This is a genomic window from Oleispirillum naphthae, from assembly GCA_027864655.1.
GTDB lineage: Bacteria > Pseudomonadota > Alphaproteobacteria > Rhodospirillales > Rhodospirillaceae > Oleispirillum > Oleispirillum naphthae.
Genome location: JAQAZG010000013.1, coordinates 97942 through 121646, shown reverse-complemented (window position 1 = coordinate 121646; position 23705 = coordinate 97942). Strand labels below are relative to the sequence as shown.

General features: G+C 68.7%; 20 protein-coding genes and 1 tRNA gene. 3 read left to right on the top strand and 18 right to left on the bottom strand.

Annotated elements, in window-relative coordinates; genetic code table 11:
* Positions 1-7 precede the first annotated feature (7 nt).
* On the top strand, positions 8-1528 hold the full coding sequence (locus tag O7R11_RS13640) for an argininosuccinate lyase (RefSeq protein WP_337998080.1): 1521 nt from the start codon (positions 8-10) through the stop codon (positions 1526-1528).
* A 58-nt stretch (positions 1529-1586) separates the two neighbouring features.
* Here O7R11_RS13640 and O7R11_RS13635 read toward each other — a convergent pair whose 3' ends face one another.
* The 12 genes from O7R11_RS13635 to O7R11_RS13580 all read right to left on the bottom strand — a co-directional run bounded on the left by O7R11_RS13635 (position 1587) and on the right by O7R11_RS13580 (position 16812).
* The gene (locus O7R11_RS13635) at positions 1587-3428 is read right to left on the bottom strand and encodes a [FeFe] hydrogenase, group A (RefSeq protein WP_337998079.1); all 1842 of its coding nucleotides are present in this window, start codon (positions 3426-3428) and stop codon (positions 1587-1589) included.
* A gap of 1 nt (position 3429) precedes the next feature.
* The gene (locus tag O7R11_RS13630; RefSeq protein ID WP_337998078.1) at positions 3430-5430 is read right to left on the bottom strand and encodes an FAD-dependent oxidoreductase; all 2001 of its coding nucleotides are present in this window, start codon (positions 5428-5430) and stop codon (positions 3430-3432) included.
* A gap of 186 nt (positions 5431-5616) precedes the next feature.
* Positions 5617-6870 carry a [FeFe] hydrogenase H-cluster maturation GTPase HydF gene (gene hydF, locus O7R11_RS13625; RefSeq protein WP_337998077.1) on the bottom strand — a complete coding sequence of 418 codons (1254 nt, stop codon included), beginning with the start codon at positions 6868-6870 and terminating at the stop codon, positions 5617-5619.
* A gap of 11 nt (positions 6871-6881) precedes the next feature.
* Entirely contained in the window at positions 6882-8276 is a 1395-nt protein-coding gene (locus tag O7R11_RS13620) for an aspartate ammonia-lyase (protein WP_337998076.1), read from the bottom strand.
* Between the two features lie 7 nt (positions 8277-8283).
* On the bottom strand, positions 8284-9690 hold the full coding sequence (hydG, locus tag O7R11_RS13615; protein ID WP_337998075.1) for a [FeFe] hydrogenase H-cluster radical SAM maturase HydG: 1407 nt from the start codon (positions 9688-9690) through the stop codon (positions 8284-8286).
* Complete coding sequence (gene hydE, locus O7R11_RS13610; RefSeq protein WP_337998074.1) at positions 9678-10769, bottom strand: [FeFe] hydrogenase H-cluster radical SAM maturase HydE; 1092 nt, start codon at positions 10767-10769, stop codon at positions 9678-9680. The genes hydG and hydE overlap by 13 nt, the downstream gene beginning before the upstream one ends.
* Positions 10770-11124: 355 nt before the next feature.
* Positions 11125-11718 carry a D-sedoheptulose-7-phosphate isomerase gene (locus O7R11_RS13605; protein ID WP_337998073.1) on the bottom strand — a complete coding sequence of 198 codons (594 nt, stop codon included), beginning with the start codon at positions 11716-11718 and terminating at the stop codon, positions 11125-11127.
* Positions 11719-11728: 10 nt separating this feature from the next.
* On the bottom strand, positions 11729-13174 hold the full coding sequence (locus O7R11_RS13600) for a mannose-1-phosphate guanylyltransferase/mannose-6-phosphate isomerase (protein ID WP_337998072.1): 1446 nt from the start codon (positions 13172-13174) through the stop codon (positions 11729-11731).
* A 77-nt stretch (positions 13175-13251) separates the two neighbouring features.
* Positions 13252-13617: an AzlD domain-containing protein gene (locus O7R11_RS13595; RefSeq protein ID WP_337998071.1), complete on the bottom strand. Its 366-nt coding sequence runs from the start codon at positions 13615-13617 to the stop codon at positions 13252-13254.
* Complete coding sequence (locus O7R11_RS13590) at positions 13610-14338, bottom strand: AzlC family ABC transporter permease (protein WP_337998070.1); 729 nt, start codon at positions 14336-14338, stop codon at positions 13610-13612. Before O7R11_RS13590 ends, O7R11_RS13595 begins: the two co-directional genes overlap by 8 nt.
* Before the next feature lie 336 nt (positions 14339-14674).
* Positions 14675-15223, bottom strand: coding sequence for a D-glycero-beta-D-manno-heptose 1,7-bisphosphate 7-phosphatase (gmhB, locus tag O7R11_RS13585; RefSeq protein ID WP_337998069.1), 549 nt, complete (start codon positions 15221-15223; stop codon positions 14675-14677).
* The gene (locus O7R11_RS13580; protein WP_337998068.1) at positions 15220-16812 is read right to left on the bottom strand and encodes a peptide chain release factor 3; all 1593 of its coding nucleotides are present in this window, start codon (positions 16810-16812) and stop codon (positions 15220-15222) included. The genes gmhB and O7R11_RS13580 overlap by 4 nt, the downstream gene beginning before the upstream one ends.
* 174 nt (positions 16813-16986) lie before the next feature.
* Here O7R11_RS13580 and O7R11_RS13575 point away from each other — a divergent pair, with 174 nt between their 5' ends.
* Positions 16987-17424: an SRPBCC family protein gene (locus O7R11_RS13575; protein WP_476445263.1), complete on the top strand. Its 438-nt coding sequence runs from the start codon at positions 16987-16989 to the stop codon at positions 17422-17424.
* Between the two features lie 169 nt (positions 17425-17593).
* On the top strand, positions 17594-18364 hold the full coding sequence (rquA, locus tag O7R11_RS13570; RefSeq protein ID WP_337998066.1) for a rhodoquinone biosynthesis methyltransferase RquA: 771 nt from the start codon (positions 17594-17596) through the stop codon (positions 18362-18364).
* Between the two features lie 80 nt (positions 18365-18444).
* Here rquA and O7R11_RS13565 read toward each other — a convergent pair.
* The 6 genes from O7R11_RS13565 to gap all read right to left on the bottom strand — a co-directional run bounded on the left by O7R11_RS13565 (position 18445) and on the right by gap (position 23527).
* Positions 18445-18521: transfer RNA gene (locus O7R11_RS13565), tRNA-Asp, on the bottom strand.
* 279 nt (positions 18522-18800) lie between these two features.
* Complete coding sequence (gpt, locus tag O7R11_RS13560) at positions 18801-19298, bottom strand: xanthine phosphoribosyltransferase (RefSeq protein ID WP_337998065.1); 498 nt, start codon at positions 19296-19298, stop codon at positions 18801-18803.
* An 83-nt stretch (positions 19299-19381) separates the two neighbouring features.
* The gene (locus O7R11_RS13555; protein ID WP_337998064.1) at positions 19382-20371 is read right to left on the bottom strand and encodes a hypothetical protein; all 990 of its coding nucleotides are present in this window, start codon (positions 20369-20371) and stop codon (positions 19382-19384) included.
* 342 nt (positions 20372-20713) lie between these two features.
* Positions 20714-21217, bottom strand: coding sequence for a hypothetical protein (locus tag O7R11_RS13550; protein WP_337998063.1), 504 nt, complete (start codon positions 21215-21217; stop codon positions 20714-20716).
* Positions 21218-21238: 21 nt separating this feature from the next.
* The gene (locus tag O7R11_RS13545) at positions 21239-22426 is read right to left on the bottom strand and encodes a phosphoglycerate kinase (RefSeq protein WP_337998062.1); all 1188 of its coding nucleotides are present in this window, start codon (positions 22424-22426) and stop codon (positions 21239-21241) included.
* A 93-nt stretch (positions 22427-22519) separates the two neighbouring features.
* Positions 22520-23527 carry a type I glyceraldehyde-3-phosphate dehydrogenase gene (gene gap / locus O7R11_RS13540; RefSeq protein WP_337998061.1) on the bottom strand — a complete coding sequence of 336 codons (1008 nt, stop codon included), beginning with the start codon at positions 23525-23527 and terminating at the stop codon, positions 22520-22522.
* Positions 23528-23705 lie beyond the last annotated feature (178 nt).

Sequence of the window (23705 nt, the reverse complement as noted above, 5' to 3'; positions counted from 1 at the left end):
ACCTCTCATGTCGATCGTGCGCACTCTCGTTCCCACGGCTTCCGTCCTGGCGCTGGCCGCCGCCATGGCGCTCCCGGCGCTCGCCGCCGACGCCCCCGCCACCCGTGACGAATTCTTCTGGCTCGGCGAGATCAACAAGGCCACCGCGGTGATCAACACCGACGAGGGCCTGCTCGACAGAACCCTCGCGCCGAAGATCGCGGCGGGCATCGCCAAGGTGATCGGCGCGGGCAACCAGCCGGGCGGGCCGCGCCCCTCCGCGGTGATCCGCTTCGAGCCCTACCTGATCAAGGCCGCGGGGCCGGAGGTGACGCTCCTGCACGCCGGGCGCTCCAGCCAGGACATGCACGCCACCTACCGCGCCGCCATCCTCCGCGACGAGATGCTGGCGCTCGCCGCGCAGCTCAACACCACCGCGAAGTCCCTGGTGAAGCTCGCCGAGCGCAACACCAAAACCATCGTCCCCAACTACACCAACGGCGTCGCGGCGCAGCCCAACAGCTATGCGCACCAACTGCTCGGCCACTTCGCCGGGATCGAGCGCGACGCGCAGCGCCTGCGCCAGGCCTATGCCCGCATCGACCGCTGCGCCATGGGCACCACGGTGCTCAACGGCACCAGTTGGCCGTTGAACCGCGCCCGCATGGCCGACTACCTCGGCTTCTCCGCGGTCGTGGACAACGCCTACGACGCCTCGCAGATCTCCTCGATGGACGAGCCGGTGGAGGTGGGTTCGGTGATCACCGGCATCGCGCTGCACACCGGCAACTTCATCGAAGACATGATGGTGCAGTACGCCCAGCCGCGGCCGTGGATTCTGCTCAAGGTCGGCAAGGACACCACCTACGTCTCCTCCGCGATGCCGCAGAAGCGCAACCCCGGCATCCTCAACAACACCCGCCGCGACGCCTCCACCGCGATCGGCCTCGCCATGGGGCCGGTGCTGCGCATGCACAACATCACCCCCGGCATGCCCGACCCCAAGGAGGTGAAGGACAACTCCGCGATGGTGGCGAGCGCCATGAAGTTCCTGCAGGGCTGGGACACGATCCTCAACTCGCTGGTGGTCAGCCCCGAGCGCGCCCTCGAGGAACTGAACAGCGACTGGACCGCCTCGCAGGAGCTCGCCGACGTGCTGATGCGCAAGTACAAGCTGCCCTTCCGCGTCGGCCACCACTTCGCCTCCGAGGTGGTGGACTACGCCAAGAAGAACGGCATCAAGCCGCTGGATTTCCCCTATGCCGAGGCGCAGCGCATCTATAAGTCCGCGGTGAAGGACTACCACGAGTCCGGCAGCCTGCCGATGAGCGAGGCGGAATTCCGCGCGACGCTCGACCCCGTCGCCATCGTCGCCAACCGCGCCACGGCGGGCGGGCCGCAGCCGGCGGAACTCGACCGCATGCTCAAGGAGGCGAACAAAAAGCTCGCCGAGCAGGACGCCTGGATCAAGGCGAAGCGCACCAGGATCGACACGTCGCTCGACCGGCTCGACGCCGACTTCGCCAAGCTTCTGCCCGCGGGCAAGTGAGCCGCAACGCCCATACGAAAACGCCCCGGCGCAAGCCGGGGCGTTTCGTTTGCGGGACTCAGTAGATCACCGTGCTCATCGTGATGCTGTCCCAGATGTCCTTCACCGAGCGCGTCATCTCGACGTGGCGGTCGGTGTAGTAGGTGTGCAGCAACTGGTGCGCCAGCTCGGAGTACGGGCTGCCGAGGAAGCTCTTGTAGAGTTCCTGCACCTGCGGGTTGTTGTGCGACTGCCGCACGTTGGCGACATGGTCGATGGAGAACAGCGTCTCGCGGCGCTTCAGCGCGTGCGGCAGGTACTGCTTTTTGGAGCGCAACGAGCCGCCGCCATCGACGCAGCCGCCGGGGCAGGCCATCACCTCGATGAAGTCGAGGTCGGCGGTGCCGTCGAGCACCGCCTCGACGATGCCGCGCACCGACTTCAGCCCGTGGCACATCGCCACCTTGACCGGACCGATGTCGCCGCCGATGTCCACCGTCGCGGTGCGCACCCCCTCGAAGCCGCGCAACTGGCCGAGTTCGATCGGCTGCATCTCGCGGCCGGTGACGACGTAGTACATGGTGCGCACCGCCGCCTCCATGACGCCGCCGGTGGTGCCGAAGATCGCCCCCGCGCCGGAGAACGCGCTCATGTAGGGGTTGTCGTAGGTGGAGGGTTCGAGCGCCGAAAGGTCGATGCCGCGGCGGCCCAGCAGGTGGACGAACTCGCGGGTGGTGAGCACCACGTCGATCTCGTCCGTGCCGTCGAGGGAAAGCTGCGGGCGCACCCGCTCGTCCTTCTTCGCGGTGCACGGCATGATCGAGACGACGCGGATCGCCTTGGGGTCGAGGCCCATCTTCTGCGGCAGGTAGGTCTTGGCGATCACCCCCACCGTCTGCTGCGGCGACTTGGTGGAGGAGAGGTAGGGCAGAATCGCCGGATAGTGCCGTTCCGCGAAGTTGATCCACGCCGGGCAGCACGAGGTGAAGGTCGGCCGCTTCTTCTCCACCAGGTGGCGCAGAAGCTCGGTGCCCTCCTCCATGATCACCACGTCGGCGCCGAAGTTGGTGTCGAGCACGATGTCCGCGCCGAGCTTGCGCAGCGCCGCGACGATCTGGCCCTGCACGTTGGCCCCCGCGGGCAGGCCGAACTCCTCGCCGACGCTGACGCGGATCGCCGGGGCGAACTGGAACACCGTGACGATGCCCGGGTCGTAGAGGAAGTCCTCCACGGTGTCGATCTCCTCGCGCTCGCCGAGCGCGCCGGTGGGACAGACGAGAACGCACTGGCCGCAGGAGACGCAGGTGGACTCGGTCTGCGACAGGCCGTGCTTCAGCCCCACCTCCAGCTCCTGGCCGAAGCCGGTCATCACCAGGGCATCGACGGTCTGGCCCTCGCGGCAGACGGTGACGCAGCGCTGGCAGCGCACGCAGCGCGTCATGTCGCGGATCAGCGCGGGCGAGGTGTCGTCCACGTGGCGCGCGGCGATGCGCGCGGGGTCGCGGAAGCGGTTGGTGTCGAGCCCGACGACGCGCGCCACGTCCTGCAACTCGCAATTGCCGTGGCGCTTGCACACCACGCAATCGAGATTGTGGTCGGCGAACATCAGCTCCACCTGCAGGCGCTGCGCGGCGCGGGCGCGCGGCGAGTGGGTCATCACCGCCATGCCCTCCTCCACCGGCGTGATGCACGACGGCGCAAGGTGCGCCTGTCCGCCGCCGTCGCCGAGAATTTCCACCTGGCAGATGCGGCAGGTGCCGGGCGCGTGGTCGATGTCGTCGAGTTCGCACAGCGACGGGATGTGGATGCCGTAGCGCCGGGCGCAGTGCAGGATCGTCTCGTTGGCTTCGGCGCGCACGGTGACGCCGTCGATGGTGGCGCTGACCGCAACGGCGGCGGCCGGGGTTTGCTTCGTCGTCATCTCACACCGCTCCTTCCGGGACAGGCTGCTGGGTGACCACCGAATAGATGCGATAGCAGCGCAGGCAGCGGCTGGCCTCGCGGTAGGCCTCCTCCTGACCGATCGTCTGCTCCACCTCGTCGAAGGTGTGCTTGCGAATTTCCGGCTCCAGTTCCGGGTGGTGCACGCGGTATTCGTTGAGGATGGGGATCTTGATGTCGCTTGCCGCCAGCATGTGGTTGTCCTTCACCATCTGGCGGATGCGCGACCGCGGGAAGAAGCGGATGCGGCCGTGCTGGACCCAATCGTCGATGTTGCGCGCCGCCTTGAGGCCGTGGGACATCGCCTGCACCAGGGTGCCCGGGCCGGAAACGCAATCGCCGCCGGCGAACACGCCGGAGCGCGAGGTGGCGAGGCTGCCGGGGTCGGCGGCGACGCACTTCCAGCGGTTGAGCCCGATCAGTTCCTCCTGGGAAAGCGCGTCGGCCTGCACCTGCTGGCCGATCGCGGCGACGAGGTGCGCGCAGGCGAAGTCGCTCTCGCTGCCGGGGACGGGTTCCACCCCCATGCGGCCCTTCTTGTCGGGCTCGGTGACGCGCATGCCCACAAGGGTGAGGCCGACGATCCGGCCATCCGCCGAGAGCACGCGCTCCGGATTGGTGAGGAAGTGGAAGACCACGCCTTCCTCCTCCGCCGCCTCGATCTCCGACTTGTCGGCGGGCATCTCTTCGCGGGTGCGGCGATAGATCACGTGCACGCCCGCCGCGCCCATGCGCAGGGCGGAGCGCGCGCAGTCCATGGCGACGTTGCCGCCGCCCACCACCGCCACCACGTCGCCCGCCAGTTCGGTCTTGCGGGTGCCCGCGATGTGGTCGTGCACCTTGAGCATGAAGCCGATGCCGGATTCGTAGCCCCGCATCGCCGGATCCTCGCCCGCAACGCCGAGGAGCACCGGCTCCTGGCAGCCGAGGCCGAGAAACACCGCGAGGTAGCCGTCCGCGAACAGGCTGTCGGTGGTGAAGTCGCGGCCCATCACCCGGTTGAACAGGAAGCGTCCGCCGAGGGCGGAAAGCGTCTCGGTCTCGGTCTTCAGCACGTGCCTGGGCAGGCGGTAGCTCGGAATGCCGATGGCGGCCATGCCGCCCGCCTCCGGCAGCGCCTCGAAGATGTCCACATGGTAGCCGCGCAGCAGGAGATGATAGGCGCACGACAGCCCGGCGGGGCCCGCGCCGACCACCGCCACCCGCATCTCGGGGCCGAGCGGCGTGCGGATCTGGTCGGAGGCGAAGCGCAGCGGGTTGGGGCCGCTCTGCAAATCGGCGACATAGCGCTTCAGCGTCTTGATCCCCACCGCCTGGTCCACCAGGTTGCGGCGGCAGGCCATTTCGCAGAAGCGCACGCAGACGCGGCCGCAGGTCGCCGCCATCGGCACCTTCTGCAGAATCACCCCGAGCGAATACTCCGGCCGCCCGTCCTTGATGTAGTCGATGTAGCGCGGCACGTTGATCTTGCAGGGGCAGGCCTCCATGCACGGCGCGGTGACGTAGCTCATGCCGTGCTGGCGCGGCGCCGGGGCGGCGGCGATCTCCGCCTCGACGACGTCGCGGAAGTTCTCGATCGCCGCGATCAGGGCGCCGCCGCAGGTCTGCCCGAGGCCGCAGAGCGCGGTGTCGGTGATGTGGCGCGCCATGCCCGCGATGCCGTCGAGGTCGAGCGCGCCTTCCTCGCCGCGGCAAAGCGCGTCCAGCGCGTCGCGGATCAGCCCGGTGCCGACGCGGCAGGGCGTGCATTTGCCGCAGGATTGCCCCGCCGCACGGTCGAGATACTGGCGGAAGGCGTCGAGCAGGCTGACCTGCTCGTCCATCACGAAAAATCCGCGGTCGCCGATGAAGGCGCGCACCGCGTTGCCGTCGTCGAAGGTATCGAGGTTTTGCGGCTCGGCAAAATCCGCGGGGAGGCCCGAGCCACCCTTGCGGTTGTCGAGAACCTCGCCGTCCCAAAAGCCGTAAGCGATTTGTGTCACAAGACCCTCCCTGTATGGCCGGACGCCACGCCCACCCGTTCGGACGAAAGCGGCTCCGGCATTAACAGCGGTACTTCCCCAAACCGCCGACTCGTTCAGATTGTCACACCCCGGTACGGCGCGGAAGCGCACACAACGCAAACCCGCCTCATACCGAAAACACCCCTACCCCGCGGCGTCGGCCAATCACACCGCCGCCGCTCCACCCTCCGGCGGCAGGGCGCGGCGATAGGCGGCGAGAGCCGCCGGAAACACCCCGAGCACCCGCGGCAACACCCCCTGCACCAGGGAGATCGCGACGCCGTAGTTGGTGATCGGCACACCACCTGTCCGCGCCGCCTCGATGCGCGCCAGCATCTGCCTGCGGTTGATCATGCACGCGCCGCAGTGGACGATCAGCGCATAGGCGGACAGGTCCTGCGGGAAGTCGCCGCCCGCCACCACATCCACCTCGATGCCGCCGCCCGCATACTGCCGCAGCCAGCGGGGAATCTTCACCCGGCCGATGTCGTCGGGCAGCGGATGGTGCGAACACGCCTCGGAGATCAGCACCCGGTCGCCGGGGCGCAGGCGGTGAATCGCCGCCGCGCCTTCCGCCAGGCGCGCCAGGTCGCCCTTCAGCCGCGCCATCAGAATGGAAAAGGTGGTCAGCGGCACGCCGGGCGGGGTGTCCGCCGCGGTCTTCAGCACCACCTGCGAATCGCACACCACCAGGTCCGGCGGGCGGGAAAGGCCGGCGAAGGCGGCGCGCAGCTCCCGCTCCTTCGCCACCAGGCAGAAGGCGTCGCTGTCCAGGACGTCGCGGATCGCCATCACCTGCGGCAGGATCAGGCGGCCCTTCGGCGCGCCCAAGTCGATCGGCACCACCAGCACCACCACGCCGCCGGGCGGCACGAGGTCGCCGAGAAGGTGCGGCGTGACCACCCGCCCCTCGGGGACGCGCGCGGCGAGCGCCGCCTTGAGCGCCGCGATGCCCTCGCCCGAAAGCGCGGAGACGGCCAGCGCGGGAATGCCCTCCGCCGCGAGGCGGGCGAGATCGGCGGCGGGCGGCGGCGCGAGGTCGGCCTTGTTGAAGGCGACGAGGAAGGGCACGCCGCGGGCGCGCAACGCCACGATCAGCTGCGTCTCGAAATCCCCCAGAGGCTCCGGCCCGGCGACCAGCAGCGCAAGGTCGGCGCGGTCCAGCACCTTCTCCGTCTTCTCCCGCCGCAGCGCGCCGAGCGCGCCTTCGTCGTCCACCCCCGCGGTGTCGATGAACAGCACCGGCCCCAGCGGCTGAATCTCGAAGGCCTTCTCCACCGGGTCGGTGGTGGTGCCCGGCGTCGGCGAGACGATCGACACCGCCTGGCCGATCAGCGCGTTGACCAGCGAGGACTTGCCGACGTTGCGCCGCCCGAACACGCCGATGTGCAGCCGCAGTCCCTTCGGGGTGTCTTCCATGATCCCTTCCCCTATTCGTGGCCGAGCGCGGCCATGCTCTCGGCGGAGAGCAGGCGGCGCACCGCCGCCTCGTCCATCAGGCCGCGGGCGAGCACCACCTCGACCACGCTTCTGCCGCTCGCCTGCGCCGCAAGCGCCACCTCGCAGGCGATGTCGTGGCCGAGCGGCCCGACCAGCGCCACCGCCACCGCCCAGGAGCCGCGCACCATCGCCGCGCAGGTTTCGGCGTCGGCGGTCATGCCCTCGACGCAATGGGTGCGGAAGATGCGGCACGCCGCGGCGAGCAGCGACAGCGAACCGAGCAGCGCATCGGCCAGCAACGGCATGAAGGCGTTGAGCTCCAGTTGGCCGGACTGCGCCGCCAGGGTCACCGCCGTGTCGTTGGCGATCGCCTGCAAGGCCGCCTGGCCCACCGCCTCACAGATCACCGGGTTGACCTTGCCCGGCATGATGCTGGAGCCCGCCTGCCGCGGCGGCAGGCGCAGTTCGCCCAAGCCCGCCTTCGGCCCGGAGGAGAGCAGCCGCATGTCGGAGGAAATCTTGAACAGGTTGACCGCGTGCGCCTTGAGAATGCCCGAGACCTCGACGAAGGGATCGGCGTTCTGCGTCGCGTCGATCAGGTTCTCGGCGCGCGCCAGGCCAAGCCCGGTGATCTCGCGCAGCGTCTCCACCACCGCGAAGATGTAGTCCCTGGGCGCGGCCATGCCGGTGCCCACCGCGGTGCCGCCGAGGTTGACCACGCGCAGCCGCTCCTCGCACTTGAACACCCGCCAGCGGTCGCGGGAGAGCGCCTCCGCCCACGCCGAGACCTCCGCGCCGAAGCCCACCGGGCAGGCGTCCTGCAACTCGGTGCGGCCCATCTTCACCACCCCGGCGAACTCCCCCTCCTTGACCTGGAAGGCCCCTTGCAGCGCCGCGATTTCCGGCTCCAGGCGGTGCAGCAGGGTGATCGCCGCCACCTTGAGCGCGGTCGGCACCACATCGTTGGTGGACTGGTGGAGGTTGACGTGGCCGAGGGGATGGACCAGGCGATAGGCGCCGCGTTGCCCGCCCAGCAGTTCCTCGGCGCGGTTGGCCACCACCTCGTTGACGTTCATGTTGAGCGAGGTGCCCGCGCCGCCCTGCAGCGCGTCCACCACGATCTCCGCAAACAGCGGGCCGTCGCGCGCCTCGGCGCAGGCGGCGGCGATCGCGTCCGCCACCGCCGGGTCGAGGCGGCCGAGGTCGCGGTTGGTGCGGGCGCAGGCTTCTTTCACCGTCAGCACCGCGCGCACCAGTTCCGGATGCGGCGGACGCAGGGCGAGCGGAAAGTTCGCCACGGCGCGCGCGGTGTGGCAGCCCCAATAGGCCGCCCGGGGCACCGCCATCTCGCCGAGGAAATCCCGCTCGATCCGCGTTTCGCTCATCGCCGCCTCAACAGAACACGTCGCGCTCACCGGCGCGCACCTTCGCCATCATCCGCTCCGCGATGGTGCGCACCTGGGGCTCCAGGTCCGCAAGCTCCGCTTCGATGCGCGCCTCGCCCGCCGCCACGGTTTCGGGCGTGGCGTAGTCGATGAGGTATTCGAGGAAGGTGGAAAGCGCATTGGGGGCGCAGTGGGTGCGGATCAGCCCCGGCTTGGCGAGGTCCATGAAGTCCGCGCCGGTGCGGCCGAGGCGGTAGCACGCGGTGCAGAACGACGGCGTGTAGCCGAGCGCCGCGACATCGCGGATCACCTCGTCGAGGGGGCGGTGGTCGCCGAGGAGGAACTGCGCCGCGTCCTCGTGAATCGATTCGGTGTAGCCGCCGGGGTTGGTGCGGCTGCCGCCGGAGACCTGCGACACCCCGAGGTCGAAGGCGGCGCGCCGCATTTCCGGCCCCTCGCGGGTGGAAAGGATGATGCCGGTGTACGGCACCGCGAGACGGAGGATCGCCACCAGCTTCTTGAAGTCGGCGTCGGAGACCGCGTGCGGCGGGTGGGAGGCCATCTCCGACCCCACGGCGGGCTCCATGCGCGGCACGCTGATGGTGTGGCAGCCGACGCCGAACGCCGATTCCAGGTGCGCGATGTGCTGCATCAGCGCCAGGGTCTCGAACCGCCAGTCGTAGAGCCCGAGCAGCGGGCCGATGCCGACGTCGTCGATGCCCGCCTCCATGGCGCGGTCGATCGCCGAGACCCGCCAGTCGAAATCCGCCTTGCGCCCCGCCGGATGCACCGCCTTGTAGGTTTCGCGGTGATAGGTCTCCTGGAATATCTGGTAGGTGCCGATGCCGGAGGCCTTGAGCGCGACGAACTCCGGAATCGCCAGGGGCGCGATGTTGACGTTGAGGCGGCGGATCTCGCCGTTGCCGCGCTTCACCGCATAGATCGTGGCGATGGATTCGAGGATGTAGTCGAAGTCCTTGCCGCTCGCCGCCTCGCCGCCGATCAGCAGCAGGCGCTTGTGCCCCTGGTCGATCAGGGCGGCGGTCTCCGCCGCGATCTCCTCCTGGGAGAGCACCCGGCGCTTGAGCTCGCGGTTGCTGTGGCGGTAGGCGCAATAGACGCACTCGTTGTGGCAGAGGTTGGAGAAATAAAGCGGCGCGAAAAACACCACGCGGCGGCCGTAGATCGCATCCTTCACCGCCTTCGCCGCGTCGAACAGCCGCTCGGTCAGCGCGGGCGAGGTCACCGCCATCAGCGCCGCCACGTCGTCGCCGTTCAGGCCCTTGAGTTCCGCCGCCTTGGCGAGAACCTCCGCCACCCGTCCCGCGTCCTCGCCGCCGCAGCCTTCCAGGGCGGCGAAGATCCGGCCCTCGTCGAGCCAGTTCGCGGTCTGCAACTCCTTCACTCCGGACATCTCACCTCTCCACATTCTGCGGCCGCACGGCCGCCCTTTTTGAACGAATCCCCCCGCCCCGCGCCGAGGCCGCGCCCCAGCGCGCGGATGCGCGCGGGCACGCTCTGCGCGCACACCGAAGCCGCTTCATCGACGCAGGGCTTGCCGGGGTAGAGCAGATAGTCGCCGCGGTAGGCCTGCGGCGTGACGTTGGGCATGTAGACGTTGGCGCCGCGGCGCAGCGCGAGGTCGCGGCCGCGGCCGGGAAACGCCGCGTCGAAGGCGGTGGTGGCGGGGATGTGCGCATCCGGGTTGAACAGGCGCAGCGCCGCCAGGGCGACGAAGGGCATCTCCGCATCGCCCGCATAGGCGTTCTCCGCCCCCGCCATCGGCGTGCCGGGGTGCGCAATGAACGGGCCGATGCCGATCATGTCGAGGTCGAGGTCGCGGCAGAGCAGGATGTTGGCCGCAAGACGGGAAAGCGTCTCCCCCGGCAGGCCGATGAGGAAGCCGCTGCCCACCTGCACCCCGAGGCCGCGCAGGTCCGCGAGGCAGCGCAGCCGCTCCGCCAGCGTGCAGTCGGGGTGGACGCGGGCGAAAACCTCCGCATCGGAGGTCTCGAAGCGCAGCAGGTAACGGTCCATGCCGCAGTCCCGCCAGTGCGCATAGACCGCGCGCGGCCGGTTGCCCGCCGAAACGGTGACCGCCAGCGGCGTCTCCGCCTTGATGCGGGCGATCAGCGTGCCGAGATCGCGGTCGCCCGCGGGCGAGGGCCGTTCGCCGCATTGCAGCACGATGGTGCCCATGCCCCAGTCCGCCATGCGCCGCGCCACCGCGAAAACCTCCTCCGCGCCGATGCGGTAGCGCCGCACCGCGGCGTTGGACCGCCGGATGCCGCAATACAGGCAGTCGTTGGCGCAGACGTTGGAAACCTCGACGATGCCGCGCAGGAACACCGCATCGCCCATGCGGGCGCGGCGCACGCCGTCGGCCCAGGCGAACAGCCGCGCCCGAGGCAACCGCAAAACCGTCTCCGCCTCCGCCGCAGAGGGCAGAGGTTGTAAGGGTTCCGAATCGGCCTCGTGTTCGCGCTCGCCCATGCCGGGACACGTCCTCAATGGTCTCGAACGACTCGAGTTTACTGCCTTTACCCCCACCGGCCTTGCAAAAAAAGAAAAAAATTTTACCGAAAAAGCTTAAGAAAATCTGCATCTTCCGGGGAAAATCAGGTCAGTGGCATTGTCCTAAAAACCAGGCCGTCCGGCGCCATAAGCGCGATGGACAACGGGGCTGCCGCCCCGTACCCCGCCCGGAGGGTCGCGGACCCTCCGGACCTCCCCCAGCTTGCTGCGGCCATCAACCGTCACGCCGCGTGATGGCTTTCTCGCACTACGCGCAAGAACCAAAAGTCATGGGGAGCGCGAGGGGTCCGCGACCCCTCGTAACGTTTTTGCGTCACGCCCCGGCGCAGCGGGCTTCCACCAGTTCGCACAGGCGGTGGAAGATCGGGGTATGGAGTTCCTGGATCGCCGCGGCGCCGTCCGCCTTCGGGCAGATCGCGATGTCGCAGGCGGGGGCGAGCTTGCCGCCGCTGCCGCCGGTGAGCGCCACCGTGGTCATGCCCATGGTTTTCGCCTGCTCCACCGCGGCGAGGATGTTCGGCGAGTTGCCGCTGGTGGAAATCGCCAGCAGCACGCCGCCCGCCGCGCCGAAGGCCTCCACCTCGCGGGCGAAGGCCCCGGCGAAGCCGATGTCGTTGCCCCAGGCGGTCAGCGTGGCGGCATTGGCCCCCAGCGCGATCACCGGCAGGGCCTTGCGGTCGAGGAGGAAGCGCGCCACCAGTTCGCCCGCGATGTGCTGCGCATCCGCCATCGAGCCGCCGTTGCCGCAGATCAAGAGCGGCCTGCCCGCGGAAAGCGCCGCGGAGATCGCCTCCACCGCGGCGTTGAACGCGGCCTCCAGCTCCAGGGTGGCGGCGGCGCGCATGCGGTCGGCGCAGGCGAGCAGATAGGTTTCCAGGCCGGATGCGCCGGCGACGATGCAGGACATTCTGTCTCCCTCAGGTTGGTTCCGGCACGGCGCGGCCGTAGACGTCGTCGAGGCGCTCGATATCGTCCTCGCCGAGATAGGCGCCGGACTGCACCTCGATCAGGCGCAGCGGGATTTTGCCCGGATTTTCCAGGCAATGCACCATCCCGATGGGGATGAACACCGACTGGTTCTCGTAGACCATCATCCACTCCTCGCCGCGCAGCACGCGGGCGGTGCCTTCCACCACCACCCAGTGCTCGGCGCGGTGGTGGTGGCGCTGCACCGAGAGGCGGCGGCCCGGCGAGACGGCGATCTCCTTGACGTGGAAGCGGTCGCCCGCGTCCACGCTCTTGAAGGTGCCCCACGGCCGGTGCACCAGGAGCGGCTGCTCCGCTTCGATGCGGTCGGCGTCGGCGAGGCGCTTGAACAGATCGCCCACCTCCTGCGCGCGGTCCTTCGCCGCCACCAGAACCGCGTCGCCGGTCTCGGCGATCACCAGGTCCTTCACCCCCACCACGGCGACCAGGCGCTCCCCGGCGCGGATGTAGCAGCCCTCCGTATCCAGAGCGGCGACGTCGCCGAGAAGCGCGTTGCCCTTGCAGTCCTTGTCCGCGCGCTCCCACAGGGCGGGGAATGCGCCGATGTCGTTCCACCCCAGGGCGGCGGGCACCACCACGGCGCGGTCGGTCTTTTCCATCACCGCGACGTCGATGGAGACCGACGGCGCGGCGGAAAACGCATCGGCGTCCAGCACCTCGAAGTCGAGGTCGGCGCGGCGCGCGGCGGCGGCGGCGGCGGCGGCCTGCGCCACCTCCGGCGCATGCTCGGCGAGCGCGGCGAGAATGGCGTCGGCGCGGAAGAGGAACATGCCGCTGTTCCAGGAATAGCCGCCCTCGGCAAGATAGGCCGCGGCGGTGGCGGCATCCGGCTTTTCGACGAAGCGCGCCACGGCGAAGCCCGCGCCCGCCGGAGCGCCCGCGCGGATGTAGCCGTAGCCGGTGGCGGGGTAGTCCGGGGTGATGCCGAACAGCACCAGAGCGCCCGCACGGGCAAGCGGCAGGGCGCGCGCCACTGCGGCGTGGAAGGCGGGCACGTCGTCGATCACGTGGTCGGAAGGCAGCACCAGCAGCGGCGCGGCGGGGTCGGCCTCCGCCACCACCGCGGCGGCGGCGGCGACCGCCGCGGCGGTGTTGCGCGCCACGGGTTCGAGCAGGATGGCGCGCGGCGCGACGCCGATCTCGCGCATCTGCTCGGCCAGCAGAAAGCGGTGTTCGCGGTTGCTCACCAGAAGCGGCGCGCCGTAGCCCGGCACATCGACGCGCAGCGCCGTCTCCTGGATCATCGTGTGCATCCCGGCGAGGCTGAGGAACTGCTTGGGAAACGCCGAGCGCGACAGCGGCCACAACCGGGAGCCGCTGCCGCCGGAGAGGATCACCGGGACGATCGCGGGCGTCTCGTTAGGCGTTTCTGTCATCTCGGGTTCCTTCGTCGCGGGAGTCGCAATCTCCCCGGAGCAAAGCCGCCGCCGCGCGCGGTGTCAACCCGGATTTGTCACGCCCCGAAAACCACCCCGCCGAGGGCGAGAAAGCCGAGCCCGCTCAAGGTGGCGAGAAGCTTCCATTTGAAGCGCACCGACAGCAGGAAGGTCAGCAGCACCGCCAGCACCGCCCACAGCATGCCGAGTTGCTGCAGCGACGGATCGGCGGCGAACATCGCGCGGCCGGAGCGCAGCGCCGTCTGCGCCACGATGCCTCCCATGATGCCGAAGCCGGTGCGGTCGAGGATATCGCGGAACCAGCCGCTGCCGATGTTGCGCAGCGCCAGGATCGGCGCGACGCGCAGGGCGACGGTGGCGAGACCCGCCCCACCCGCGACCGCCCAGGCCTGCCAGGGCGCGAGAACCAGAATGTCAGTCATCGGCGGGCCTCCGGCGCAGGGCCACGGTGAGCGCGGCAAAGGCGAGCGGCACCACGAGCAGCGAGGTGCTGCCCAGAACCGGCGCTGCCATCGGCACCAGAACCGCGCCCGCCACCGCATTCAGCATCAGGATGCGCTCCTTCCATTGGTTGGCGAGCAGGGTGGCGAAATAGATGGGAATCACCGCGCCCAGCACCGCGCCGAGCAGCGGCGAAACCGTGCCGGACATGTGATGCCCGAGCACCGAGCCCACCACCGCCGAGGTGCAGCAGAGGAAACACAAAAAGAAGACGAACAGCGCGGGCCGCTTCGGCGGGTCGTTGACCAGCCGCGGAAACGCCACGGCGAAGGAACTGGCCGAGAGCAGCCCGAGCGTCGCCACGGTGCGCGGAATCGACATCCGCGGCAGCCGCGCCATCACCGAGGCGACCATCACCACGAAACGCAGGTTGATCAGCACCACGGCGGTGAGCGCGGTGATCCACGCGCCGCCCGCCGCGCCGCCCGCCGACAGCAGGATGGACATCGCCGCCGCCTGCGCCGGTGCGGCCAGGGTGAAAGTGGTCATCAGCATCGTCTGCACCGCGTCGAGCCCGGCGCGCGCGCTCAACTGGCCGACGCCGATGAACATCACCACGAACGTGAGAACGATGAGATAGGAGGACTTGGCGGCATCCCAGAATACCGAGGACGCCGACGGAAAAGAAGACTGACTGGACATCACGCGACAACCCTGCCGTTCATGCCGTTCCAGCCCGCATGCGCCGCACGCCGCATGCGGCGCACGGTCGTCTCCCCGCTTTTCGTATACCAAGTTTCGCCGATAAAAACACCCCCCGCATCGCGCACCGCTGCCCCGCGGCCGTTGCAGAGGAAAAACCAGGCCAGGGTTCCGCCCTGGACCCGCCGGGGCCGCGGGCCCCAGACCCCATAGCGCGTAGCGCCATAGAACCATCACGCGGCGTGACGGGCGATAGCCGCTGCGCGGCGAAAAACTTATGGGGTCAAGGGGCCTCCCGGCCCCTTGCGGGTCCGGGCAGGGCCCGGCCTGGTTTTTTTACGCCTCGCGCTCCCCCGCGAGCCAGAGGGCGGCCTCGTCGAGGGTATCGGCGGTGAAGTCGGCGTTCGCCTCGGCCTCCTGGTGCGCGCCGTAGCCGGTGCGCACCAGGATCGCGGCCTTCGCGCCGATGGCGCGGCCGAGGCCGACGTCGGCGGCCTTGTCGCCGATCACCACGCTTTTTCCAAGGTCGAGGCCGAGGTCGGCGGCGGCGGCGAGCGCGAGGCCGGGCAGCGGCTTGCGGCAGGCGCAGCCGTCGCCCGGGCCGTGCGGGCAGACGTAGATGCCGTCGAGGGCGACTCCCTCGGCGGCGAGGAGTTCGGTCAGGCGGGCGTGGATTTCTTCCAGGCGGGCGGCGTCGAAATAGCCGCGGGCGATGCCCGACTGGTTGGTGACGACGACGAGGGCATACCCCATGGCGGCGAAGCGCTTGAGGCCCTCCGCCGCGCCGGGCAGCAGTTCCATCTGCGCCGGATCGGAAAGGTAGTGGCGATCGACGTTGATGGTGCCGTCGCGGTCGAGGAGGACGGCGGGCCGCAGCGTCGTCACAGCACCGCCTCCCGCGTCTTGAGGAAGCGGACCTTGGGGAACTCCTCCTCCGCCTTGCCGAGGTGCCAGGCGTTGCGGGCGAGGAACACCGGCTGGCCGTCGTGGTCGTCGGCGATGGCCACGGCGTTGGCGTCGATCAGGCGCTTGAGCTGTAGCGGATCGTCGGCGGCGACCCAGCGTGCGGTGTAGAGCTGCGTCGCCTCGAAGACGACGGGGATGCCGTATTCGGTGCGGATGCGGTCGGCCATCACCTCGAATTGCAACTGCCCGACCACGCCGACGATCCAGTCCGCGCCGATGCGCGGCTTGAACACCGCCGCCGCGCCTTCCTCCGCCAGCTGTTGCAGGGCGCGGCCGAGGTGCTTGGCCTTCAGCGGGTCCAGCGCCCGCACCTTCTGCAGCAGTTCCGGCGCGAAGCTGGGAATGCCGGTGAAACGCAGGGCCTCGCCCTCGGTCAGCGCGTCGCCGATGCGCAGGTTGCCGTGGTTGGGAATGCCGATGATGTCGCCGGCGAAGGCCTCCTCCGCCAGTTCGCGGTCCTGGGCGAGGAAGAGCACCGGGTTGTGCAGGTTGAGCAGCTTGCCGGTGCGCAGGTGGGTCAGCTTCATGCCGCGCCGGAAGTGGCCGGAGGCGAGGCGGACGAAGGCGATACGGTCGCGGTGCTTGGGGTCCATGTTCGCCTGGATCTTGAACACGAAGCCGGTGACCGCCTCCTCCTCCGGCGCGACGGGGCGCGGGCTCGCGGGTTGCAGCCGCGGCGACGGCGCGATCTCGGCGAGGCCCTGAAGCAGCTCGCGCACGCCGAAATTGTTGATCGCCGAGCCGAAGTAGACCGGCGTGAGGTGGCCTTCGCGATAGGATTCGAGGTCGAATTCCGGGCACAGGCCGCGCACCATGTCCACCTGTTCGCGCAAAGTGGCGACGGCGTAATCGGGCAGCAGCGCGTCGAGCTTGGGGTCTTCCAGGCCTTCGCACACCTCGCCCGGATCCGGCAGTTCGCCGCGGCCCTTCTTGTGCAGCAGCGCCAGGCGGTCCTTCAACAGGTCGTAGCAGCCGAGGAAATCGCGCCCCATGCCGATCGGCCACGACGCGGGGGTGACGTCGAGCGCCAGCGTCTGCTCGATCTCGTCGAGGAGGTCGAAGGGGTCGCGCGCCTCGCGGTCCATCTTGTTGATGAAGGTGACGATCGGCACGTCGCGCAGACGGCAGACCTCGAACAGCTTGCGGGTGCGTTCCTCGATGCCCTTGGCCGCGTCGATCACCATCACCGCCGAATCGACGGCGGTCAGCGTGCGGTAGGTATCCTCCGAGAAGTCCTCGTGGCCGGGGGTGTCCAGCAGGTTGAACACGCAGCCCGCGAAATCGAAGGTCATCACCGAGGAGGCGACCGAGATGCCGCGCTCCTGCTCCACCTTCATCCAGTCGGAACGGGCCCGCCGCGCGTCGCCGCGCGCCTTCACCGCGCCCGCGGCCTGGATCGCGCCTCCGAACAGCAACAGTTTTTCGGTCAGCGTGGTCTTGCCGGCATCGGGGTGAGAGATGATCGCAAAGGTCCGCCGCGTCGTCACGGCATCGGTGAAGTCAGGCATACGCATCCACTCTGGGGAGCCGCGCTCCGGTTCGTTTTCGTCTGGCGGACTGTCCGCATTTTCGCGCTCCGGGGCAAGGGGGAAATCCCGTCCTGCCCGAACGGGCAATCTTCGGTTGCCGTTTCCCACCCTTCCGCCCTAGGATCAACCGGGGGGACAACACGCGGGGCGTCGATGTTTCGATATGCCGTTCACAGGCCTTTGCCGTTCGCGGTCGAGGACGTCTTCGACCTCGTCGCCGATGTCGAGCGCTATCCCGAATTCGTTCCCGGCTGGGTGACCGCCCGCATCATCGCGCGCAGCGAAAACGCCTACGGCACCGAACAGACGGTGCGCATGCGTTTCATGCGCCAGCATTTCCGCACCCTCACCACGCTGCACCCGTTCGAGGCGATCGACATCACCGCGAACCAGGCGCCGTTCCGCCGCCTGACCATCCTGTGGCGCTTCCGCCGCCAGGAAACCGGCAGCTTCATCAGTCTCGACTTCCTGTGCGAGATGCGTTCGCGCACCTTGCAGGCGCTGCTCTGCCGCTTCGGCCCCGACGACGTGGAGGCGATGATCGCCGCCTTCGAACGCCGCGCAAGAGAAACCTTGCCTAGCCGCGCGTGAGCCGCTACTAAAGTGCAGTTTTTTTCAGCCCCGTTTCAAGACGCCGCGAGAGCGCCGGACCGGTGGTGCCGACAGACCGGCATGCGCGCCATCCGCCTGGGGGCTTTTTGCGGCGGAAACGGCAGGAATGCCGCTGGCTTCGTCCTATCCCGAGTGGAGGTTTCCCATCATGGATGCCCGACCGTTGCTGTCCGACTTCGCCGATACGCTGGTCGTCGATTCGCAGACCGAGGCGGACCGCGAGGCCCACGCCGCGCGCGAGCGCTGGCGCCTGCCGGTGCCGCGCTATCTGCGCGAGGTCTACACCTGGGCCTACGTCGCGCCCTATGTGCGGCGTGTTTTCGACCATCAGTGGGTGGTCGCGCAGATTCTCTGGTACCAGGACGGGGCGCTGATGCGGAGCGTGCTCGAAGAGATCGCCGCGGGCGACCGCGTCTACATGCCCGCCAGCGTCTACGGCCATTTCTGCATCGACATGGCGCAGAAAGCGGCGCCGGGGCCGGTGACGATCTCCGACATCTCCACCATCCAGCTCTACGGCCTGCGCAAGAAGCGCCGCCTGCACGCCCTCAAGAATCTGTTCATCCGCCGCGCCAACGCCGCGGAGCCGATCGAAGGCCCCTACGACGTGGCGGTGAGCTTCCTCTTGCTGCACGAGGTGCCGGAGGACTACAAGGTCGCCATCATCAACCGCCTGCTCGACCAGGTGGACGTGGGCGGCAAGGCGGTGTTCGTCGATTACCACAAGATGACGTGGTGGCAGCCGCTGTGGCCGGTGATGGCGTTCGTCGCGTGGTGGCTGGAACCCTTCACCTTCGCCCTGTGGAAGAAGGAGATCGCCGACTACGCGACGTCGGACCGGCGCGCCCGCTTCTCCTGGACCAAGTCCACCAGCTTCGGCGGCCTCTACCAGAAGATCGTCGCCAAGCGCATCGCGTAAGGCCGCGCCGCGCAACGAAAAACGGACCACCGAAAGGCGGTCCGTTTTTTCGTGTCCGCGGCGCTTCCCCGGAGGGAAAGTGGCGGGAGTGACGGGGCTCGAACCCGCGACCTCCGGCGTGACAGGCCGGCACTCTAACCAGCTGAGCTACACCCCCGCAAGCGGTGAGGCGCCTATGTACCAATGCCCTAGGGACGATGCAAGCACTTTTTTCCCCTGCAATTCACGGATTTTTACAGTCCTGCAATAAATCGTGAGCGCCCCGGGAAAAATTGACGGAACGCAATGCGTTGCGGGCGAAACCCATGCACTTTCGCCGCCGAAGCCTTGAACAACGGCTTCGCAGAATCCGGCGGCTCGTCCGTCCAGATATTGCCTCCGGATTCTTCGTTCCCCTTCATCCGGGCCGGTTCTTCCCCAAGACCGGCCCGGTTTTTCATGCCCCGGCGAGCGGCGGGGAGGGCTGCATCTCCGCATCCCAGGGGAAGAGCAGCCAGATGTGCTGGTCCACCGCAACGACGAACTCGTCCACCAGCGCCTGCCCCTGCGGCTTGGCGTAGACGGTGGCGAAGGTCGCCTTGGGCAGCAGGCGGCGCACCACCTTGCCGGTGCGGCCGGAATCCACCAGGTCGTCGATCACCAGCCAGCCCTCGCCGTCGCCTGCGGGCGCCTTGAGCACCAGGGCGTCGTCGCCCTGCACGCGGTCGTCGTAGCTCGCCACGCAGAGCGTATCCACCAGGCGCAGGTTGAGCTCGCGCGCCACCACCGCCGCGGGCACCAGGCCGCCGCGGCTGATCGCCACGATGCCGGAAAACGGCCCGCGCGGCATCAGGCGCGCCGCAAGCGTGCGCGCATCGCGGTGAAACATGTCCCAGGAGATGCCCATGTACCGGCTGCCGGTGTAGTCCTTGTCCGCCACCTTCGTCGTCCTCATCCGGTTGCGCGCCTGCGGGTCAAACACAATAACGAAAACGGCGCCCGGAGGCACCGTTTTCAAACTTTTTATGAAGCCGCGGATCAGCGCATGTAGAGGTGCACTTCGTTGCCGCGCGCCTGGGCGCTGGTGGTCGCCGACATTTCGACACGGTCGGCGGGCAGGCCCATGCCGGAGAGCGAACGCATCACCTTTTCGGCATTGCGGCGCGCCGCATTGGAGGCAAGCGCGGTCTGTCCCGGAGAGGCCGCGGACGGCGACACCGCGACGAGGTCGAAGCGCGCATCCGGGCGACGGTCGAGCGCGTCGCGCACCGCCTGGTAGAGCGCCTGCTCGTAGGCGACGTTGGCGCGGTCGAAGCGGATCACCACCAGCGGGCGGCGGTCGGCGAGATTGAGCGGCGACAGGCGCATCGGCGCGGTGGCCTCGGCCCCGCTGTGGGAGGCATAGGCGGCAACGCCGCTGCCGTACATCTGGCCGCTCTGCACCGAGGCGGAGAGCACGTTGAGATTGGCGCGCTCGTTGGCGATGTACTGCTGCTGGCGGGAGATGTCGCCGTTGAGCTCCTTGAGCAGGCGGTCGATCAGCACCACCGTCTGGTTGGTGTCGTCCTCGAGCACGCGGAGCTGGCGATGGTCTTCCTCGATCGCGCCGGAGAGCGAATAGGAGGCCCGCACCGAGTCCAGCAGGTAGGCCGCCATCGCGGAGTCCGAGGAAACCTCGGTGGACAGCTGCGACAGCTTGGCCACGTCGGCGGTCATGCCGTTGAGGAGTTCCTGGGCCTTGCGCCAGTTGGCGACGAGGATCGGGTTGCCCGGAGTGGAACCGACCTGCAACCGCGTGTTGATCGCGCCGACCAGTTCATGATAGGAGCCGGCCGACCGCGAGGTCTGCGACCGCAGCCCCTGCAAGGTGGCGTTGCGCTGGCTGATGATCGCCTTGAGCGCGGCAAGATCGCCGCGGAACGCCTGAACCTTACGGCCGACGAAGGTCCCCGTCGGCGCACCCGGCGTAACCGGGCCCGGTTCGAAGTTGGTGGTGCCCAGCGCCGGTCCTCTGGCGCCTTCCGGCATGCTGTCGGAAGCCGATTCCGGCTTGTCTCCACCCCCCAGAGAGGGAAACAAGGAATCGGAAGAGAAGGAGCAGCCGCCCAGAAGCATGGCTGAGCCAATCAACAAAACCCGGATTTGCGAGAAGGCCATCGTCCCGAACTACCTTTTTGTATGATCCCCGAGCGTTCCGCCCGCTCCGAATTCGGTATCCCTTTAAGTAGCAGAAGCGAAGTCCCGGACCGGCACGTGTCCCCCTGTACCGTGAAACTCCACCCGCCGCAGTGTATCCAAAGCCTTACCCCGCGACAACCGAGAATGACACGGGAAATCCCGTCCCGGAAGGATTCTTTGGCGAAGCGGGGATCATGGGCCGCCGATGAAGGCATCGACTTCCGCCTGCGACATCCCTTTCTCCGAGCCGTGGATGATCCCGGAGGCGACATCGATCAATTTCTGCAGGATGCGCGAGGCGCTTTCCCCGAGGAGCGCCGCCCGGCCGGTTTCCCCGGCGTCGATGGCGCAGCCGATCTCCGCCACCGAGCGGGCGACGACGCGCTCCGCCTGGGCGATGGTGTCGTCGAAGGGGCGGCGGTAGCGCGCGGGCGCCATCTCGTAGGCGGCGATGGCGAGATCGCGGTCGGAAAAGTTGCTGTCGCGGAAGTGGTCGGCGTAGCTCTTGGGCGCCCAGGCGGCGACGTCCTCGAACATCTCGGGCATGTCGCCCAGCATGCCGAGCAGCATCACCACCTCGTTGAAGTGGTTGAGGTAGTCGGTGGCGAGGAAGGTCTGGGGGCTGATGTTGGTGCCTTCGAGACGCGCCGCCATCTCGGCTGCCGACATCGTGCCGCCCGCGGACGCCCCGGTCACGCGCGGCCTCGCCCGGGGTGCCTAGCCAAGCGCCGCGACGCCCGGCAGGGTCTTGCCTTCCAGCCACTCCAGGAAGGCCCCGCCCGCCGTCGAAACGTAGCTCAGCCGCTCCGCCACCCCGGCGTTGATCAGCGCCGCGACGGTGTCGCCGCCGCCCGCCACCGACACCAGCATGCCCTTTTCGGTAAGGTCCGCCGCGCCGCGCGCCACCGCGTTGGTGCCCGCGTCGAACGGCTTGATCTCGAAGGCGCCGAACGGCCCGTTCCACAGCAGCGTGCTGCTCTCCGCCAGGCGGTTGATCACGGTGCGCGCGGCCACCGGCCCGATATCCAGGATCATCCGGTCGGCGGGCACCGCATCCGCGGCCACCACCTGCGACGGCGCGCCCTCGGCGAAGGCGGGCGCGACCACCACGTCGGCGGGCAGCACCAGGTCGCAGCCCTTGTCCTCGGCCGCCCGCATCACCTCGCGCGCGGTATCCAGCATCTCGGTCTCGCACAGCGACGTGCCGACGGGAATGCCCTTGGCGGCGAGGAAGGTGTTGGCCATCGCCCCGCCGATGATCAGGGTGTCCACCCTGGCGATGAGGTTGCCCAGCAGGTCGAGCTTGGTCGAGACCTTGGCCCCGCCCACCACCGCGGCGACCGGGCGCTTCGGGCTTTCCAGCACCGCGGCGAGCGCTTCGAGCTCCGCCTGCATCAGGCGGCCCGCCGCGGCGGGCAGGCGATGCGCCATCGCCTCGGTGGAGGCATGCGCGCGGTGCGCGGAGGAGAACGCGTCGTTGACGTAGATGTCGGCAAGGCGGCAGAGCGCGTCGGCGAAGGCCGGGTCGTTCTTTTCCTCCTCGGGGTGGAAGCGCAGATTTTCGAGCAGCAGCACCTCGCCGGGCTTCAAGGCGGCGGCGAGCTTTTCCACTTCGGGGCCGACGCAATCGGGGGCGAAGGCCACCGCCACGCCGTTCAGGGCGGCGGAGAGCGGCGCCACCACCGGAGCGAGGGAATACTTCGCCTCCGGCCCCTTCGGGCGGCCGAAGTGGGAGGCGACGATCACCGCCGCGCCGGCGGCGAGCAGTTCGGAGATCGTGGCGGCGGAGCGGTCGATGCGCGTCGCGTCGGTGACCACGCCGTCCTTCACCGGCACGTTGAGATCGGCGCGCACGAATACCTTCTTGCCGCGCACCGCGATGTCGCTCAGTGTCTTGAAGGCCATCTCCGGTTCCTCCCCGCGTTTCTTGCCCGTTCCGAAAGCCGCCCGCGGCCGCGCGGCAAGGCGCGGCCGCAGACGCAACCATGGCGCCGCAGGTCAGATCAGCTTGGCGATCGCCGCCGCGGTGTCCAGCATGCGGTTGGAGAAGCCCCATTCGTTGTCGTACCACGACAGCACGCGCACGAAGGTGCCCTCGATCACCTTGGTCTCGGCGAGGTCGAAGGTCGAGCTGTTGGCGCAGTGGTTGAAGTCCACCGAGACCAGCGGCAGGCCGTTGACCGCGAGAATGCCCGCAAGCGGCCCGGCGGCGGCGGCTTCCATCGCGGCGTTGATCGCCTCGATGGTGGCGGCGGTCTTGACCACGCACTTGAAGTCGATCATCGAGACGTTGGGAGTCGGCACGCGGATCGACGAACCGTCGAGCTTGCCCTTGAGTTCCGGCAGCACCAGGCCGACCGCCTTGGCCGCGCCGGTGGTGGTGGGAATCATCGACATCGCCGCGGCGCGGGCGCGGTGCAGGTCCTTGTGCAGGGTGTCGGCGAGGCGCTGGTCGCCGGTGTAGGCATGCACCGTGGTCATGAAGCCGCGCTCGATGCCGAATTCCTTGTGCAGCACATAGGCCACCGGCGCGAGGCAGTTGGTGGTGCACGACGCGTTGGAGACCACCAGGTGATCGCGGGTCAGCTTGTCGTGATTGACGCCGTAGACCACGGTGAGGTCGGCGCCGTTGGACGGAGCGGAGACCAGAACCCGCTTCGCGCCCGCCTCCAGGTGCACCTTCGCCTTGTCGCGGTCGGTGAAGATGCCGGTGCATTCCATGCAGATGTCGATGCCGAGTTCCTTCCACGGCAGCTTCGACGGGTCGCGCTCGGCGACCACCTTGATCTTGCGGCTGCCCACCGTCATCACGTCGCCGGTCACCGAAACGTCTTCCGGCAGGCGGCCGTGCACGGAATCGAACTTCACCAGGTGGGCATTGGCCTCGGCGGAACCCAGATCGTTGATCGCCACGACTTCGATATCCGTGCGCCCCGATTCGACGAGGGCGCGGAACACCAGCCGCCCGATCCTGCCGAACCCGTTGATCGCAACCCGTACCGCCATAGTCCTTCCTCCCGTTTGTTTGCCGCCCGCGCATCCCCGCAACGGGCGGTCATCCGCAATGTCACAAGAAGCCCAAATCCGGAAAGGCGCCGCCAGCCCACCTGACGGCCGGGCGGGGCGTCCCGACATCCCACTCGAAAAGGCTGGGGGCGAAAGATCGTCCGCGGCGGTTGCCGCC

Bases quoted from the DNA above. Each gene is read 5' to 3' on its own strand.
- O7R11_RS13580 (WP_337998068.1), bottom strand. From the start codon at position 16,812: ATGCCTGACTTCACCGATGCCGTGACGACGCGGCGGACCTTTGCGATC.
- hydG (WP_337998075.1), bottom strand. From the start codon at position 9,690: ATGTCCGGAGTGAAGGAGTTGCAGACCGCGAACTGGCTCGACGAGGGC.
- O7R11_RS13575 (WP_476445263.1), top strand. From the start codon at position 16,987: ATGTTTCGATATGCCGTTCACAGGCCTTTGCCGTTCGCGGTCGAGGAC.
- O7R11_RS13620 (WP_337998076.1), bottom strand. From the start codon at position 8,276: ATGAGCGAAACGCGGATCGAGCGGGATTTCCTCGGCGAGATGGCGGTG.
- O7R11_RS13635 (WP_337998079.1), bottom strand. From the start codon at position 3,428: ATGACGACGAAGCAAACCCCGGCCGCCGCCGTTGCGGTCAGCGCCACC.
- hydF (WP_337998077.1), bottom strand. From the start codon at position 6,870: ATGGAAGACACCCCGAAGGGACTGCGGCTGCACATCGGCGTGTTCGGG.
- gap (WP_337998061.1), bottom strand. From the start codon at position 23,527: ATGGCGGTACGGGTTGCGATCAACGGGTTCGGCAGGATCGGGCGGCTG.
- O7R11_RS13555 (WP_337998064.1), bottom strand. From the start codon at position 20,371: ATGCCGGAAGGCGCCAGAGGACCGGCGCTGGGCACCACCAACTTCGAA.
- O7R11_RS13590 (WP_337998070.1), bottom strand. From the start codon at position 14,338: ATGTCCAGTCAGTCTTCTTTTCCGTCGGCGTCCTCGGTATTCTGGGAT.
- O7R11_RS13640 (WP_337998080.1), top strand. From the start codon at position 8: ATGTCGATCGTGCGCACTCTCGTTCCCACGGCTTCCGTCCTGGCGCTG.
- rquA (WP_337998066.1), top strand. From the start codon at position 17,594: ATGGATGCCCGACCGTTGCTGTCCGACTTCGCCGATACGCTGGTCGTC.
- O7R11_RS13605 (WP_337998073.1), bottom strand. From the start codon at position 11,718: ATGTCCTGCATCGTCGCCGGCGCATCCGGCCTGGAAACCTATCTGCTC.
- O7R11_RS13595 (WP_337998071.1), bottom strand. From the start codon at position 13,617: ATGACTGACATTCTGGTTCTCGCGCCCTGGCAGGCCTGGGCGGTCGCG.
- O7R11_RS13545 (WP_337998062.1), bottom strand. From the start codon at position 22,426: ATGGCCTTCAAGACACTGAGCGACATCGCGGTGCGCGGCAAGAAGGTA.
- gpt (WP_337998065.1), bottom strand. From the start codon at position 19,298: ATGAGGACGACGAAGGTGGCGGACAAGGACTACACCGGCAGCCGGTAC.
- hydE (WP_337998074.1), bottom strand. From the start codon at position 10,769: ATGGGCGAGCGCGAACACGAGGCCGATTCGGAACCCTTACAACCTCTG.
- O7R11_RS13600 (WP_337998072.1), bottom strand. From the start codon at position 13,174: ATGACAGAAACGCCTAACGAGACGCCCGCGATCGTCCCGGTGATCCTC.